The following is a 15080-nucleotide window of genomic DNA, read 5'->3' as shown; positions in this document are numbered from 1 at the left end:
CGGGCGGGGTCACGCAGGCGGGGACGCGGCGTCCATCTCCTTGAGCGCCGCTTTTTCATCGTCCGTCAGGGGCAGGGACAGGGTGTTTTCCGAGAACTCCCAGATCACCAGCCGCAGGCTGGCCGGCCAGGAGGCGCGGCGCTTGAGCGCTGCCACCATGGCGCCGCTGAACTGGCCGCCATCCATGCTGAGGTTCCAGACTTCCTGGCCCAGCGCGCGGCCCAGCTGCGGCGCGAAATTGCTGCGCAGTCCGTTGGAGCTGCCGGCCAGCAGCACCTGCACGGGCGGCGTCTCGTCCAGCAGGCCGCCGCCGCGCACGGGGGCAATGGTCTGCGGGCGCACCTGGTCGCGCCGTGGGCGCCAGCCGGCCGGGGCATCGGCCAGGCCGGCCAGGGCCAGCAGGTCGCCGGGTAGCGGCTGCAGCGGCCCGGGCGCTGATTCCTCGAAGGCCTGGGCACCGCGCTGCCCGCCCAGCAGCGGCAGCGCGGCCTGGGCCACGGCCAGGGCGGCGGTGCGCGCGCCCTCGGCATTCATGTGCACGTCGGTGCGAAAGAAAACGGGTTGCGCCTGCTCCTGTACCTGCAGGGCGGGACGCAGATCCGCGAAGGCAATGCCGTCGGCCTGCAGGCGCTGCTGCCACAGGTCCAGGCGCTGCAGCATCACGGGTGCCACGGGCAGGCCGCACAGATGGGCGGCCTCGATGCGCGACTTGTCGGGCACGGCCACCACCAGGGTGGCAATGCCTTTGTCCTGCAACTGCCGGGTCCAGTGGCGCAGCAGGCGCTGGCGCGCCTCGAAGGGCGCGGCGCCCGTGCCGGGCTGGGGCCGCAGGCCGTCGCGGTAGAACATCCACTGCGGGCAGCCCAGGGCCACCTGCGCTCCCGTATCGCCCAGCAGGCGATAGCGCAGCGCGGCCTGGCCGGTTTCCAGCGAGGACTGCGCAGGCAGGCGCAGGCCCTTGTTCAGCGCCGCGCCCGCGCGGCCATCCAGCCAGGCGGCCAGCTGCAGCTCGCCGGCCTTGGGGCCTTGGCGGGCCAGCGTCCAGCCGCCCCAGGCCAGGCCCGACAGCAGCAGGGCGCCCCAGATCCAGGCGTTGCGCCAGTGTCCTTTGTCGGTTTGCAGTTCTTGCGCGGTGGGGTCCACGGTGTCAGCCCTTGAGCGCGGCCCGCAGCCGCTCCAGCCAGGTGGCGTTGGGCATGAGCGAGGCGTTGTCCCACTGGCCGGCCGCGTTGGGGCCGTAGCTGTAGGTGGGCTCGAACATCTGCCACACCAGCACCTGGGGCTTGTGGGACTTGAAGGCCGGCGACTCCAGGTACTCCAGCAGCATGGTCCACTGGCCCACGTTGCCGGGCTTCCAGTTCAGCGAGACCGGGCGGTCCAGCAGGTTGGAGAGCTTTTGCGGAAAGCCGAAGTAGGGCTGGACCATGCTGTGGCCGGTGACATGGACGGGGGCGGGCTCATCGTCGAGCAGGCCCTTGGCCGGAGCCTGGCGGCGCACGGTGTAGACCTCGCGGCCGATCTGCTTGCGCTCCTCGGCGGTCAGAAACAGCTCGGCCAGGTCGCCATAGCGGCGCTCGGTGACGGTGTCGCCCAGGGCCAGGCCGCTGCCGGCGCTGCCGGCCAGCTGGGGCACCTCGCCCTGGACGATGCGGGCGGTGGCCTCGGCCGTGGCGTCGGCTGCCGCCTGGGTCCAGTGCTGGTCGGTGCGGTAGAACACGTCCTTGCCGCTGTCGCGCACGGTGCGCAGCACGGCCTCGTCGTCAAAGCTGGGAAGGCCGGCGGCCTGCAGCGCCTGCAGCACCTGCTTGTAGCGGCCCTGGACATCGGCGCTCATGGCCTTGCCGTCGGGCATCTTGTCGGCATAGAAGCGCACCTTGTCGGGCAGCAGCAGCACCTGCAGCTTCACGCCGCGCGCGGCCAGCAGGTTGCGCGCCTCGGTGATCAGCCGCGTGGATTCCGTGATGCCGGCGCGGTCCACCTGGGTCAGGCTGCCCCAGCCCGGAAACAGCCAGCCGTCCTTGCCCCTGAGAACGATGGAGGAGCTGTCCTGTGCCTGTGCCGTACCCTGCGCTGCCAGCGCGCCCAGCACCAGGGCGCAGCCAGCCAGCCCGCGTGCGGCGCGCGCCATGCCCGAGCGCAGTCCGTGCAGGGCGGGGCGGGGTGCTTGCTTGGTCGAATCCATGGGAGCTTTCTCCTTTTCTCTTGTCTGTGTGGTGGCGGCGGCGGGGCAGGGCTTTCAATAGGACAGCGTCAGCGTCATGAAAAGGCCCTTGGCGCGGTCGGCCTGTCCGCCGCCGATGTTGAAGCGGTACTGCATGGACCAGTCCAGATAGGACTGGGCCGTGCTGTAGTGGCTTTCGCGGAACCATTGGCGCAGGCTGACGCCCACGCCGGCGCTGGCCGACCAGCTGCTGCCATTGCCTTGCAGGGCCAGCGTCTGTCCCTGCTGGGCGGCCAACTGGGCTGCGGTGGGCGTGGCGCCCGGGGCGGCCTGCAGGGAGCGCACATCGACGCGGTTCCTCTGCTTGATCCAGTCGGCCGCGACCACGCCGAACGGAAAGATCACCAGCCCCTGGTTGATGCCGTCGGCACGGAAGCTGCGGCCGATGCGGGCCTCGGTGGAGAAGAACCATTGCTCGCGCTTGTAGCGGCCCGAGCCGTCGCCCACCAGGGCGCCATTGGTCTGGTCGGTCAGCGTGAAGCGCGAGGCCATGCTCTGGTTCGCATAGCCGGCCTGGCTGTAGCCCTCCATGGTGAACCAGCTGGAGCGGTCCGTGCGCCGGCCCGTTCCCTCGTAGAAGCCGTGGGTGACATAGGCCAGCCAGCCGCCCTGGCCCGCGCCCGCGCTGTATTTGGCCGATATCGGGTTGCCCAGCGCCGGTCCCGTGGGGTTGAGCGGATCGCGCCCGCTCATCAGGCAGCGCAGCTGGGGCGATTCAGGCGTGATGAAGCCCGAGCGCGTGGCCGTGCCCAGGTTGAACTGGCGCTCTATGCCGAATGTCAGCGCGTACTTGGTGGACGGCGTGAAGCGCATGCCCAGTGATCCCGTGGTGGTGGGCAGGCCAGAGATGCCCCGGTTGTCGCCCGCCTGCACATTGATGGGCAGGCCGGTACAGGGGTCGATGGCGCTCTGGCCCAGCGTGGTGCCGCCGCCGTCATGCAAGGTGCTGCCCAGTCGCCCGTAGACATCGAAGATGCGGGTGGACGAGTTCAGGAAGTTGGACGGGCGCCAGTAGGCTTCGGCCGTGCCGAAGACCGCATCGCCCGCCTGCGTGAGGATGCCGTCCGAGAACGCGCGCCCCGCAGGCCGCGCACCCCGGTAGCCCATGGAGACGATGGCGCCCCATTCGCGCGCGTAGCCGGAGACGGCGCTGCGCGCGTTCTCGCGCTGGCCGGGCGTGAGTTTGGCGGTGCCGGCATCGTCCAGGTCGATGGCTTCCTTGAAGGTGCGCACGGCGCCCCGGCTGTCGCCGGTGCCGGCCAGCGCATAGCCTTCGTCCAGCATGGCGCCCGCTGGCGCCTCGCCCGTGGCGCGGGCGGCACGAAAGTCCTGCAGCGCCTTGGCCGGTTCTTCCAGGCGTGAGTACAGGTAGCCGCGCTGCATCAGCAACTGGGCATCGTCGGGGGCCAGCGACAGGGATTTGTCCAGCCGCAGCAGGGCCTGGCCCTGCTGGTCGCGGTTGCCGGCTGCCAGCGTGGTGGTCAGCAGCTTTTGCAACTGCGGGTTGTCGGGGTCCTGTTCCACCGCCATGCGTGCCTGGTCGATGGCGGCCTTGTAGTCCTGGCGTGCGTAGGCTGCATAGGCCTGTGCGCTGGGGCCGCCCGCACCCTGGGCGTCGGAGGGCTGCAGCTCGCAGACCGTGCCATAGGGCGTGTCGCGGCAGTCCTGCAGCGGGGGCGGGTAGTCGGCCATGGCCAGGGTCTGCGAGGCGCCGCGCGTATCGGCCACCATGGGCGTGTCGCGGCCGGGGCGCAGGTCATCGGCTTGCTTGAGGCGGCGGGCCACGGCTTCATCCTGTGCCGGCATGGGCGCCAGCAGTGCGCGGGCGCGCGCCGCGTCGCCAGCGGCCAGGGCTGCGTCGGCCGCGATCAGGCGCAGGTTGGCGGACTGCTTGTCGTCCAGCCAGTCCTGCTTGAGCACGGCGTCGAAGTCCTCGTTGGCCTGCGCGGTCTTGCCCTGGCGCTGGCGGATGTAGCCACGCATGCCCAGCGCGGCCGTGTCCTCGTTGTCCTGCGCCAGCGCCTCGTCTGCGGCTTTTTCCGCATCGGGCAATTGCTCGGCCAGCAGCAGCGAGGTGATCAGCAGCAGGCGGTGCGATGCCGTTCCCGGCGCCAGCGCCACCGCTTCGCGCGCAAAGGGCACGGCCTGCGCCGGGTTGTTGGCGATCAGTGCCTGGTAGGCCTTTTGCGCGGGCAGCACGGCCTGGCTGCGGCGCAGGGTCTGGCGCTTGGCCACCAGGTCGCTTTTGTTGGGAGGGTCCAGGGCCAGGGCGGCGTCTGCGGCCTCGATGGCGGCGCCCAGCTGCTCCTGCGCCTCCAGCGCGCCTATCCACAGCAGCGCCCACTGGCCCTGGCTGGGGTCCAGGCGAAAGGCCTGCTCGGCCCTGCGTGCGCTGTCCGCGTAGTTCTTGGCGTTGTAGTCGGTGTAGGCCTGCGTGGCGATGGGAAAAGCCTTGTTGTAGGCCTCGGAAGCCGTGGCCCCGGCGGGCCCGCCCGCCGCCGCCCCGCCTGCGGCCGCCGCCCGCACATTGGCTTCGGCCTGCTGCAGCGTGGCCTCGTCCAGCCCGGCGGCACGGGCCGAGGCGATGGCCTTGAGCGCTTCCTCGTTCTTGCCCTGCTTTTGCAGCGAGTAGACCAGCAGCATGCGCAGGCGCAGCAGGTCGGGGCGCAGCTGTACGGCCGATGCGGCGGCGGACGCGGCCCGCGCAAAGCGGCCGGCCTGGTAGTGGGCATAGGCCTGGTTGGCCAGTTGCCACGCGCGCCCCCTGAGGGGCGCCTCGGCCTTGACGGCCGCCACGGCCTGCGGCCAGGCCGGCGGCGTGCTCCAGCCGGCGCCCAGCAGCGCGGCCAGCGTGAGAGGGCGAACGAGGGGAGCGAGATGCTTCATGTGCCGGCCCTTGGAGTGCTTGGAATGCCTTGTGCGGGAATGTCGGGATGCACCGTGGGGTCGGTGGGCTCCCCCTGCTGGAAGCTGATGGCCTCGTGCAGCGTGGCTTCGTCCAGCCAGCCCTGCTCCATGAGAATGGCGCCCAGCGGGCGGCGTTCGCGCCGCTGGATTTCCAGCGCGCTGGCCAGCCGGGTTTCGTCGATGGCCTGCCAGGACAGCAGCAGCTCGCCCAGGCGCTGGCGCTGGTGGCTCAGCTGGTCGGTGGAGGGGAAGTCGTGCATGGTCTTGTCCCAGGCCAGCCGCTTGCCCGTGACCAGGTGGACGATGAACAGTTTCCAGGCGCGCGCTGCCGCCATGGCATTGATGAAGTTGCCGATCACCATGCGCGGGATGGACAGCAAGGCGTGCTCCCAGCCATACAGGCGAGAGACGAACCAGGCGCGCTGCACCACGCGCAGCAGCAGGGCGATGACGTTGACGCTCATCAGCGTCACCAGCCAGCCATTGGGAGCGAACAGGGACGGGTAGTACACCGTCCACCAGCCCATGTGGTCGGCCAGCAGGAAGAGCAGAAAGTTCAGCAGCAGCAGATAGGCGAGGATGGCCACGAAGGAGGTCACCAGCCCCTTGCGGTCCCGGAACAGCAGGTACTTGGTGGACAGCGGTCCGGCCCAGCCGACCTGGCTCCAGCCCTGCAGGCCGATGCCCAGCGTCCAGCGCGCCTTTTGCCGGTAGGCGGTCTTGAAGGTGTTGGGAAAGAACTCGCGTATGCCCAGCGGCATGGTCAGCGTGGAGACCTTTTCCTTGCCCAGGCCGAACAGCGGCTTGCGCCGTATCACGTAGTCCACGGGGAACTTGCCGAAGATCTGCTTCATGCCCCGGCGTGCCAGCCGCGCGCCGATGTCGTAGTCCTCGGTCAGCGTGTCGGTGTTGAAGGGCTGGTTGTGGGTCTCGGCGGCCAGTTCCTCCATCGCCTTGCGCGAAAAGCAGGTGCCCACGCCGGCCGAGGGCACCATGTGCGACATGCTCTCGCGCACCACCAGGTCCTTGGTGTGCCATTCGGCGAATTCGTCCATGTAGGTGCCGGCCACCAGCTCGTACCACTCGCGCTCCAGCGAGGTCACGGGCAGCTGGATGAAGTCCATGCGCGGCAGCAGGTAGTTGTAGTACTTGAGCTCCAGCGGATGCAGCACGTCCTCGCTGTCGTGCAGGATCACCCCGGCAAAGGGCTCGGGCTGCAGCGTGTTCTGCTGGAAGATGGCCTGCACGATCCAGTTGAGGCAGTCGGCCTTGCAGGTGGGGCCGTCGTGGGGCACCTCCACGCGGATCAGTTGGCGGTAGCGCCGGCGCATGCGCTCGACCTCGTTCTTGGTGCGTTCGTCGTTGCGGTAGGTGCCGACGAAGATCATGTAGTTCTTGTAGTCCAGCGTGCCCACCATGCTCTCCAGCATGGGCGCGATCACGTCGTACTCCAGCCAGGCCGGCACCATGATGGCCAGCGGCTTTTCCTCGACCTCCAGCAGCTGCTGCGTCTTCAGCGGCTGGTAGCGCCGCTTCACGGTCAGCGCGCGCCAGGCTTCGCGCACCCAGTACCAGGCGTCGATGAACAGGTCGTCGATGCTGGACAGCAGGATGACGACGGCCACCACGGCGCTGACGATCTCCAGCGCGTGGTAGTAGTCGGCCACCAGGTAGGGCCAGTAGAGGGAAGAGATCATGGCGATCGCCTCATGCCGTCGTCGTCGTGGCCCAGGCCGGGCTCAGTGCTTGGACTGCTTGCTGCGCGCCACCGCCCAGGCCAGCACCACCAGCAGCAGCACCACGAACAGCGCGATGGCGATGCCCGGCACGCTCCAGGACAGGAAGTTGCGCCATTCGTGGAAGGCGCTTTCGTGCGGGCCGGACGGAATGCCGGTTTCGGGATTGCTGCTGTCCACCCAGGCCAGCGGGCCGTCGCCGCCGATCACGGCGATGTTGCCGCGATTGAGCAGGAAGGGCTCGCCCAGGCCGCCCGTCCATTCGCCGATGGCATGCCACAGAACGCCCTGCTGGCCGCCTGCTGTGACCACTTCGGCCGAGGACAATTGCTTGAGTCCCTTGATGTCCAGCCAGTCCACCGACTTGCCGCGAATGCGCAACTGCTGCCGGTCCGTCACCGTCACCAGGGGCTTGGCGCCGTCCACCGGCACTTCCATGGCGACAAAGGGCATGGAGGGCCTGGCCGTTGCATCGGCCTGGGCCACGACCAGCTCGGCCTGCGAAGCCGACAGGCCGCTGGCGGCCGCCAGGTTGGCCATGCGCTCCAGCGCGGCCGGCGCCGCCGACAGATAGCTGGCCGGCACCAGCAACTGCGACTTGGCGCCCAGCAGCGGCAGCAGGCCGATGAAGCTGCCGTTGGGCTCGGCCTTGCCGGGCGTCACGTAGCTGATGGCCGGCAGCACGCTGGCGGGGTAGGGCTGGGGAATCTCGTTGCAGTCGGCCGAGTAGGGCTGGCGCTGCACGGACACCCGCAAGGTGTTGTTGATGCCCAGCGCATAGCCGGGCACACGGGCGCTCAGGCGTTCGGGCTGGCCGTTGGCCTCCAGCTGGCGGGCCGACAGCAGCATGCCGTTCCAGAACAGCGTGGCCACGGGGCGCGTGGCCGAGGCGCCGGGGGCGGCGGCCACGTACAGCGTGATCTCGCCCGGCATCTGGCCCTGCGAGGCCACGGCGCTCAGCGGGAAGTTCATCGTCCAGTCGCCGCGCGACAGCACGTCGAAGCTGTCGGGGCTGCCGCCCAGGCTGGACAGGCGTATGCCCTTGGCCTCGTCCCATTGCGGGGGCTGGGCCGCGGCCACGGTCACGTTGTCGCTGACCAGCAGGCGCTGCAGGGCGGCCTCTTGCAGGCCGGCCACGCGCGCACCCGCGTCGGCGGCCACGGCCAGCACCATCTGGCGGCCCATGGGCAGGGCGCGCAACTGCTGCGAGGCCAGCGCCTCGTTGGCCAGCGGTGCGCGCCGGGCGCGCCATTGCTGCAGGGCCTGGCCCGCATCGGGGTCGGCCGCCAGCTGGGCCTGCAGGGCCGCGAAGGCGGAGGTCAGGCGCTGCTGCAGTGCCTTGTCGGCCACCACGATGTCTCCGCTGACCTGGGCGGCGCCCAGCATGAGCAGCGCGCCCAGTTCGGCCTCACTGGCCAGCTTGTGCCGGGGCTCGGCGCCGCGCAGTGCGGCAAAGGCGGGCACGCCGGCCAGGGCGGCGGGAACCTCCAGGCCGCGCAGGTCGAGCGTTTCTCCCACGGCGGGCAATGCGTTCACCGTCATGCGCCTGTTGTTGCGCTGCAGGCTGGCGCCAATGCGCCAGGCGCTGTCGAACGAGGCCTGCTCCAGCTGCCGGCCCGCCACCAGCACGGTGGTGCGCACGGGCAGGGTGTTCCAGACATCTTCGATGCTGCGCACATCGCGCGGGTCCACGCGGTAGCTCAGCCGTGTCTGCGGCGAGATGGTCAGGGAGTTGGCCAGGGAATGGTTGTCATCGCATCGCACCTGTCCGTTGCGACTGCGCCAGTTCACGCCCAGCCGCACGAAATCGCTGGCGCGGGCCTGCTGGGCGACGGGCAGCGTGCGCTGCAGCATGCCGTCGCCATCGGGCACGGTCTGCGACACGGCGGGCGTGCCGTTGAGCGAGATCACCACGGTCGAGACACCGGGCTCGCCCTTGAGGTAGCGGCTATCGAAGGCAATGCTGGCATCGCCCAGCGGCAGGCCGCGCGGCACGGGCAGGTAGAAGTCCTGGGTGGCCGTGCCGGCCAGCACCACGGGATCGACGATGCCCAGCTCCTTGAGCGTGACGCTGCGCTGCAGCCCGTCGCTGGCGCCCAGCTGGCGTATGGCGTCACCCAGCGCCGAGGCCGATGCCGTCTGCGCGAACAGGGCGCCCAGTCCCAGCAGCGAACCCAGCGCCCAGCGGGCCCTGGTGCGGGAAAGCGATTGGCGGATGGTCGGTTGCATGGGGGCCTCTTTTCTCACTTCGGTGCTCGATTCGTAATGCGCTTCGTGGACGTGGTGCGCGGGGTGGTGCGTGCGTGGTTCAGGCCGGCGCCATTCCCTTGGTCACGGCCGCCGCGATGCCCGGGACGGCCGCGCCGCCTGTGTGGCCGGCGGCAAACTCGTCGAAGGGCTGTCCCAGCAGGGCATGCACGATGCGCTGCGAGGCCTGGCCATCGCCATAGGGATTGATGCGGCGCGCAAACGAGGCGTGGTGCCCCTCATCGGCCAGCAGCCGGTTGACCTCGGCCACGATGCGCGCGCGCTGCGTGCCCACCAGCAGCACGGTGCCGGCCGATACGGCCTCGGGCCGCTCGGTCACGTCGCGCATCACCAGCACGGGCTTGCCCAGGTAGGGCGCCTCTTCCTGCACGCCACCGGAGTCGGTCAGGATGATGTGGGCGCGCTGCATGAACCAGACGAAGTCCACATAGTCCAGCGGATCGATGAGGCGGATGTTGTCCATGCCGCCCAGCGTGCGCATGACCACTTCGCGCACGGCGGGGTTGAAGTGCACGGGGTAGACGATGAGCAGGTCCGGATGGCGCTGCGCCAGCTCGGCCAGCGCAGCGCAGATGTTCTGGAAGCCTTCGCCGAAATTCTCGCGCCGGTGTCCCGTGACCAGCAGCAGCGGGCGCTGCGCATCCACCCAGGGATGGCGCTGGGCAATGGCGCGGGCCAGCTCGGGCTGGGCATCGAGCCGGTCGCACAGCGTGGCCAGCGCATCGATGACGGTATTGCCCGTCACGGCGATGCGGCCCTGCAGGTTCTCGCCCAGCAGGTTGGCGCGCGATGTCGGCGTGGGCGCAAACATCCACTGGCTGACCACATCGACCACGCGGCGGTTCATCTCTTCGGGAAAGGGCTGGGCCAGATCGCCGGTGCGCAGGCCGGCTTCCACGTGGCCCACCGGAATGCGGCGGTGAAACGCCGCCAGCGCGCAGGCCGTGGCCGTGCTGGTGTCGCCGTGCACCAGCACGTAGTCGGGCCTTTCCTGCTCCAGCACGCCATCGGCACCTGCCACCACGCGGGAGAACAGGCCGTTGAGCGTCTGGCTGGGCTGCATGACGGCGAGATCGTGCTGCGCCCGCAGGCCGAACAGATCCATCACCTGGTCCAGCATCTGCCGGTGCTGGCCGGTGACGCACACCACGCTCTCGATGCCCCGCGTCTGCGACAGGGCCGTGACCAGTGGCGCCATCTTGATGGCCTCGGGACGGGTCCCGAAAAACGAAAGAATCTTCATGCCAACCCCTTTTGCGTTTTCCCGTGCTCTTCGCTTGTGCGTTCTTGTGCTGCGCTGTACCCGGCAGGGACGGGACCCGTCTCAGCCCGAAGACGGGCCGGGCAGGCTGCAAAGCGGTGTGAAATATACGGCGGGTTTTTGGAATTCTCGATCGATTGGGTGCAGTCGATTGAAAACTATCGTCAATTGAGAGAAATTGACGGAAGTTAAGAGGACTTGAGGGAGCTTGATGACCTTGCTTTCCATTGGGAACCTCCGTCGAATCTCAAGCGCCGCAAGCCATGCGCGCCATGGGGCTGGATGCACTTTCGCGCTCCGGTGCTGTTGCACAAAGCTGCGCGCCTGGGTGCTTTGTTGCAGCTAGTACATCACCGAAACAAGGGTGTGCTTGTCAGACGCTTGCCTATTGCTGCCAACTGCTGCCTATTGCAAGCCCTGCCGCGGGTCTGCGCAAGGCTTGGAGCGGGCGCCTGTCCTGTCGCTTTCCCTGATGTGCGGCCGGTGCGCGAGGCAGGGGCAGGGGTGGGCGCGGCGGGCGCAAGCCTGGGCATGAACCTTGCCGCAAGCAGGCCCGGAAACGAAAACGGGCCCCGTGTAGGGGCCCGTTTTGCTGGGTGCATGGCGGAGAGGGCGGGATTCGAACCCGCGGTGGGGATTAGCCCACACACGCTTTCCAGGCGTGCGACTTAAACCGCTCATCCACCTCTCCGAAGCCAGCGATTGTAGCAGTGATTTCGGGTGGCCTCGGTAAGAAGCTGGAACCGGCTGCGATGGGGGGCGCCCGGGTGCGCCTCGCAGGTGCAACCGGGCAAGGCAGCGCCCGGTCGTTCAGCGGGGAGTCAATTGGGGTGGTGAATGGTTGCAATATCGTGAAATCCGGCGGGCTTGTGATGCGGGTCCATCAAGAAACTACTCTGTGCACACTATTGGCACTTGGCAAACCATGGCGTATCCGCATTGATTCAGCTTTTCCTCAGCCCGTGCATTCGATGGATGCAGATGCCGGGGGCTGCCATGTATACAAGAAGGTATTTTTCTTGCGCTGTGGAATTGGGGTAAATTTCATGTAAGTCATTGATATGATTGATTTTTGTGCAAATGAATTTATCTTCGGCTGATCCCTCCCGTATTGCGGCGTATCGACAGCCCAGCCCCAATCCATAGAAACCCGCTATCACCATGGCTCACCATTCAATGCGCTCCGATTTTCCCAGCGGCGGGGCGCTGCCATGGCGGGCACCGGCCTTCAGCCTTGTGGCTGTGCTGGGCGCCGCGGCGGCGCTCGCTGCCGGGCCGCAGCGGCAGGTGCTGGAAAGCCTGCCTTCGGGCACGGCCAAGGGAGCGCCTGCCTATGAGTTGTCGCTGCCCGCCTGCGCGGCGGCGCCTTGTCCCTTTGAGCTGAGGCTGGTGCGTGCCGGTGTGCAGCAGGGCCAGCCAGCGGCGCTGTCCTGGCCTGCGTCCAGGGGGCCGGCGCAATTGGCGCAGCCCGATCCGCTGTACGGCGTGGGTGATCCGCTGTCTGCGGCAGCAGGGGTCCAGCACCTCGAGCGCGTGTGGACGACTGGAGAGGAAGAAGACACCGTCACCGCTGCCGTGCGCAGCTTGCGCCTGCCCGCAGTGCAGGGCGGCTCGCGTGCGCTGCTGGTCACGCAGATGGGGGGTTTTGACCACCCCAAGCGCCGCCATGCGCTGTATGTCGCCACCGCCCAGGGCCCGCACCTGGCCTGGCAGTACGACGAGCCCCAGGGCAACTACCAAAGCTGGGTGCTGGCGCCCACGGGCCGGATTCCGGTGTTGCTGGTGCGCTATGCATCACCGCAGGACGATGCGCCCGACCAGATCGAGACCCGCAGCCTGCGCTGGAACAAGGGCCGGCAGGTGTTTGCCGAGCAGGCCTCGGCAGCACCGGCCGCCGTGCAGGCCGTGGTGGCGGCGCGCTATGCCAGCGTGGCCGCAGCGCGTGCCGCACGCGCGCAGCAGTCCGACTGCCTGGGCGCCTATTCGGTCGTGCGCACACGCCCCGCAGGCGCTGCGCCCCACCACGCCCTGGTGCAGGTGGCGGCGGATATGGCGCAGGCGCATGCCGAATCACTGCGGCTGCGTGCCTGCTCGGCCAGTCTGCAGCCGCGCACCGTGCCATTGGTGCACCTGCTGCCGGATGCCGGCCTGAAGCCCGGCAACAAACCCGACCGCAAACCGGACCGCAAACCGGACCGCAAACCCGAGCCCGCCCGCTGAGCCGGTGCTGCGGGCCACATCGACAACCGGAAAGAGGGGAGCTATATGCCTGCCAACGGCCCGCAGAAGTTCAGCGGTTGCGGCCCGCCAGCCGCACGGCCAGTGCTGCCGCCGAAGCCGTGCAGGCCAGGGCCACCACCCCGCTCCAGCCCCACTGTCCCAGGGCCAGGGTGCCCAGCGCCGAGCCCGAGGCCATGCCGATGAACACGCCCGTGAACAGCAGCGCATTGAGCCGGCTGCGGGCAGCCGGGTCCAGGCCATACACCAGGGTCTGGTGCGCCACCAGCGTCGCCTGGATGCCGAAGTCGAAACCGATGGCGCTGGCCACCAGCAGCGGCAGCCGGGCCGCAGCCGGCAGCCAGGGCGACAGTGCCAGCAGGGCAAACGACGCCAGGGCCAGGCCCGCACCCAGGCAGGTCACGCGCTGCGGACCGCTGCAGTCGGCCAGCCGGCCTGCCAGCGGCGCGGCCAGCGCACCGGCGGCGCCCGCCAGGCCCAGAGCGCCGGCTGCGGCGCTGCCCATGTGGAACTGCTGGTGCAGCATCACGGCCAGCGTGGACCAGAAGGCGCTGAAGGCCACCGACAGCAGGCCCTGGGCCAGGGCCGCACGGCGCAGCGCGGGCTGGCCGCGCCACAGCTGCACCATGGAGCCCAGCAGCGCGCCATAGCCCAGTTGCGTGGTGGGCCTGAAACTGGGCAGCCCGCGCCACAGGGCTGCCCCCAGCACAGCCATGGCAGCGGCGGCCAGCAGGTAGACGCTGCGCCAGCCGCCATGCTCGGCCAGCAGCCCGCTGACCACGCGCGACAGCAAAATGCCCAGCAGCAGCCCCGTCATCACCGTGCCCACCACCTTGCCACGCTGGTGCGCGGGCGCCAGCGTGGCGGCGGCCGGCACCACATCCTGCGCCAGGGTGGCGGCCAGGCCCACGGCCAGGCTGGCGGCCAGCAGCGGCGCCAGGCCCGGGGCCAGCCCGCTGGCCAGCAGGGCCAGCATCAGCGCGGCGGTCTTGGCCAGGATGATGCGCCGGCGGTCCATGCGGTCGCCCAGCGGGGCCAGCAGCAAAATGCCCAGCGCATAGCCCAGCTGGGTCAGCGTGGGCACGAAGCCCACGGCGCGCTCGCCCGCGTCCAGGTCGGGGCCGAGCACGCCCAGCATGGGCTGGCTGTAGTAGAGCGAGGCCACGCCCACGCCCGCCGTGGTCGCCATCAGCAGCACCAGCGAGCGGGGCACGCCGGACGCCTTTTCGCCGTTGGCCGCTTGGTTATGCGTAGATTGAATGCAAGACATGTTGATCCGCCGATACGGCGTGTTTGAGAAGCGATGGCCGTAGTGTGGTGCGATGCAGCAACCCACGGTAGTGGCTGCGTCCGCAGAATCGATATACGCTTTGCGTATGACAATCGCCGACCTCTCCCTGCCTTCGGGCGCAGACCGCATCGAACTGCTGCAGACCTTTGTGCGCATCGTCGAAAGCGGCAGTCTCTCGGCCGCCGCGCAGCAGATGTCCACCACCCAGCCCACGGTCAGCCGGCGTCTGCAGACGCTGGAGCGTGCGCTAGGCCTGCGCCTGCTGCGGCGCTCCACCCACGCCATGGCGCTGACCGACGACGGCGAGCGCTGCCTGGCCCACGCACGCGAACTGCTCGATACATGGCGGGCGCTGGAGTCCGACCTGCGCGGCGCCCAGGACACGCCGCGCGGCCTGCTGCGCGTGGTCGCGCCCCACGCCTTCGGCCAGGACCAGCTCATGGCGCCGCTGCTGCAGTTCCTGGGCCGCCATCCGGCCGTCAAGGTCGAGTGGCTGCTGCATGACCGCCAGCCGGACTTCATTGCCGAGGGCATCGACTGCGCCGTGCAGGTGGGCGCCGTGGTCGATCCGTCGGTGGTCGCGCTGCGCGTGGCCGAGGTGCCGCGCATTGCCGTGGCCGCGCCTGCCTTGCTGGGGCAGGGCAGCGTGCCCCAGCACCCGCGCGAGCTGCAGGGGCTGCCCTGGATTGCGCTGCGCACTTTCTACCAGCGCGAGCTGGAGCTGCACCGCGTGGGCGATGAGCGGGTGTGCAAATCCTGGCGCCTGCAGTTCGAGCCCCGGCTCAGCACCGACAGCCTTTATGCGTTGCGCAACGCCGCCCTGGGCGGGCTGGGCGCGGCCCTGGCCTCGGCCTGGATCGTGCGCGACGATCTGGAGGCGGGCCGCCTGGTGCACCTGGCCCCGGACTGGCAGGCCGCGCCGCTGCCCGTGCACCTGGTGTATCCGCCGGCGCGCCACCAGCCGGCGCGCCTGCGCGCCTTCATCGCGGCCATGCGGGAGGTCATGCCGGGACTCACCGGAATGCGCGCGCCGCTGCCCTGAGCCGTTCGCCCGCCGCTGTTGCGGCGGCGCGTCACCGCCCGGTTTGCCAACGGTAAGCATGGCAACTGCATAGGATAATAAGAATCATTTGCGATCTTCTTCGCGATTGACTTTTC

Annotated in this window: 9 protein-coding genes and 1 tRNA gene; 2 read left to right on the top strand and 8 right to left on the bottom strand. The window is 69.3% G+C overall.

Going from position 1 to position 15080, the window contains the following annotated elements; genetic code table 11:
- Nucleotides 1-9 precede the first annotated feature (9 nt).
- The 7 genes from ACFPFG_RS05315 to ACFPFG_RS05285 all read right to left on the bottom strand — a co-directional run bounded on the left by ACFPFG_RS05315 (nt 10) and on the right by ACFPFG_RS05285 (nt 11084).
- Entirely contained in the window at nt 10-1143 is a 1134-nt protein-coding gene (locus ACFPFG_RS05315; RefSeq protein ID WP_380105414.1) for an alginate O-acetyltransferase AlgX-related protein, read from the bottom strand.
- 4 nt (nt 1144-1147) lie between these two features.
- The gene (locus ACFPFG_RS05310; protein WP_380105412.1) at nt 1148-2182 is read right to left on the bottom strand and encodes an alginate O-acetyltransferase AlgX-related protein; all 1035 of its coding nucleotides are present in this window, start codon (nt 2180-2182) and stop codon (nt 1148-1150) included.
- 54 nt (nt 2183-2236) lie between these two features.
- The gene (locus ACFPFG_RS05305) at nt 2237-5107 is read right to left on the bottom strand and encodes an NfrA family protein (protein WP_380105410.1); all 2871 of its coding nucleotides are present in this window, start codon (nt 5105-5107) and stop codon (nt 2237-2239) included.
- Nucleotides 5104-6825, bottom strand: a complete 1722-nt coding sequence (locus ACFPFG_RS05300; RefSeq protein ID WP_183019029.1) for a glycosyl transferase family protein — start codon at nt 6823-6825, stop codon at nt 5104-5106. The genes ACFPFG_RS05305 and ACFPFG_RS05300 overlap by 4 nt, the downstream gene beginning before the upstream one ends.
- Before the next feature lie 42 nt (nt 6826-6867).
- The gene (locus tag ACFPFG_RS05295) at nt 6868-9093 is read right to left on the bottom strand and encodes a hypothetical protein (RefSeq protein WP_380105408.1); all 2226 of its coding nucleotides are present in this window, start codon (nt 9091-9093) and stop codon (nt 6868-6870) included.
- 79 nt (nt 9094-9172) lie between these two features.
- Entirely contained in the window at nt 9173-10375 is a 1203-nt protein-coding gene (gene wecB / locus ACFPFG_RS05290; protein ID WP_183019031.1) for a non-hydrolyzing UDP-N-acetylglucosamine 2-epimerase, read from the bottom strand.
- 619 nt (nt 10376-10994) lie between these two features.
- Nucleotides 10995-11084, bottom strand: a tRNA-Ser gene (locus ACFPFG_RS05285).
- Between the two features lie 470 nt (nt 11085-11554).
- Between ACFPFG_RS05285 and ACFPFG_RS05280 the strand changes: the two genes are divergently transcribed.
- Nucleotides 11555-12613 carry a hypothetical protein gene (locus ACFPFG_RS05280; protein ID WP_374618030.1) on the top strand — a complete coding sequence of 353 codons (1059 nt, stop codon included), beginning with the start codon at nt 11555-11557 and terminating at the stop codon, nt 12611-12613.
- A 70-nt stretch (nt 12614-12683) separates the two neighbouring features.
- Here the strand turns inward: ACFPFG_RS05280 and ACFPFG_RS05275 are convergent, their stop codons facing one another.
- Nucleotides 12684-13901 (bottom strand): MFS transporter, encoded by a 1218-nt coding sequence (locus tag ACFPFG_RS05275; RefSeq protein WP_380105405.1) that lies wholly within the window; start codon nt 13899-13901, stop codon nt 12684-12686.
- Between the two features lie 106 nt (nt 13902-14007).
- Between ACFPFG_RS05275 and ACFPFG_RS05270 the strand changes: the two genes are divergently transcribed.
- The gene (locus ACFPFG_RS05270) at nt 14008-14964 is read left to right on the top strand and encodes a LysR family transcriptional regulator (RefSeq protein ID WP_013803067.1); all 957 of its coding nucleotides are present in this window, start codon (nt 14008-14010) and stop codon (nt 14962-14964) included.
- Nucleotides 14965-15080: the final 116 nt, after the last annotated feature.

The organism is Delftia deserti (assembly GCF_042653485.1).
Lineage (GTDB): Bacteria > Pseudomonadota > Gammaproteobacteria > Burkholderiales > Burkholderiaceae_C > Comamonas > Comamonas acidovorans.
The sequence above is the reverse complement of the archived record's forward strand: the minus strand, read 5'-3'. Positions and strand labels throughout refer to the sequence as shown.

Coding starts and splice junctions, on each gene's coding strand:
- ACFPFG_RS05310 (WP_380105412.1), bottom strand. CDS start 2,182: ATGGATTCGACCAAGCAAGCACCCCGCCCCGCCCTGCACGGACTGCGC.
- ACFPFG_RS05305 (WP_380105410.1), bottom strand. CDS start 5,107: ATGAAGCATCTCGCTCCCCTCGTTCGCCCTCTCACGCTGGCCGCGCTG.
- ACFPFG_RS05300 (WP_183019029.1), bottom strand. CDS start 6,825: ATGATCTCTTCCCTCTACTGGCCCTACCTGGTGGCCGACTACTACCAC.
- ACFPFG_RS05295 (WP_380105408.1), bottom strand. CDS start 9,093: ATGCAACCGACCATCCGCCAATCGCTTTCCCGCACCAGGGCCCGCTGG.
- wecB (WP_183019031.1), bottom strand. CDS start 10,375: ATGAAGATTCTTTCGTTTTTCGGGACCCGTCCCGAGGCCATCAAGATG.
- ACFPFG_RS05280 (WP_374618030.1), top strand. CDS start 11,555: ATGGCTCACCATTCAATGCGCTCCGATTTTCCCAGCGGCGGGGCGCTG.
- ACFPFG_RS05275 (WP_380105405.1), bottom strand. CDS start 13,901: ATGTCTTGCATTCAATCTACGCATAACCAAGCGGCCAACGGCGAAAAG.
- ACFPFG_RS05270 (WP_013803067.1), top strand. CDS start 14,008: ATGACAATCGCCGACCTCTCCCTGCCTTCGGGCGCAGACCGCATCGAA.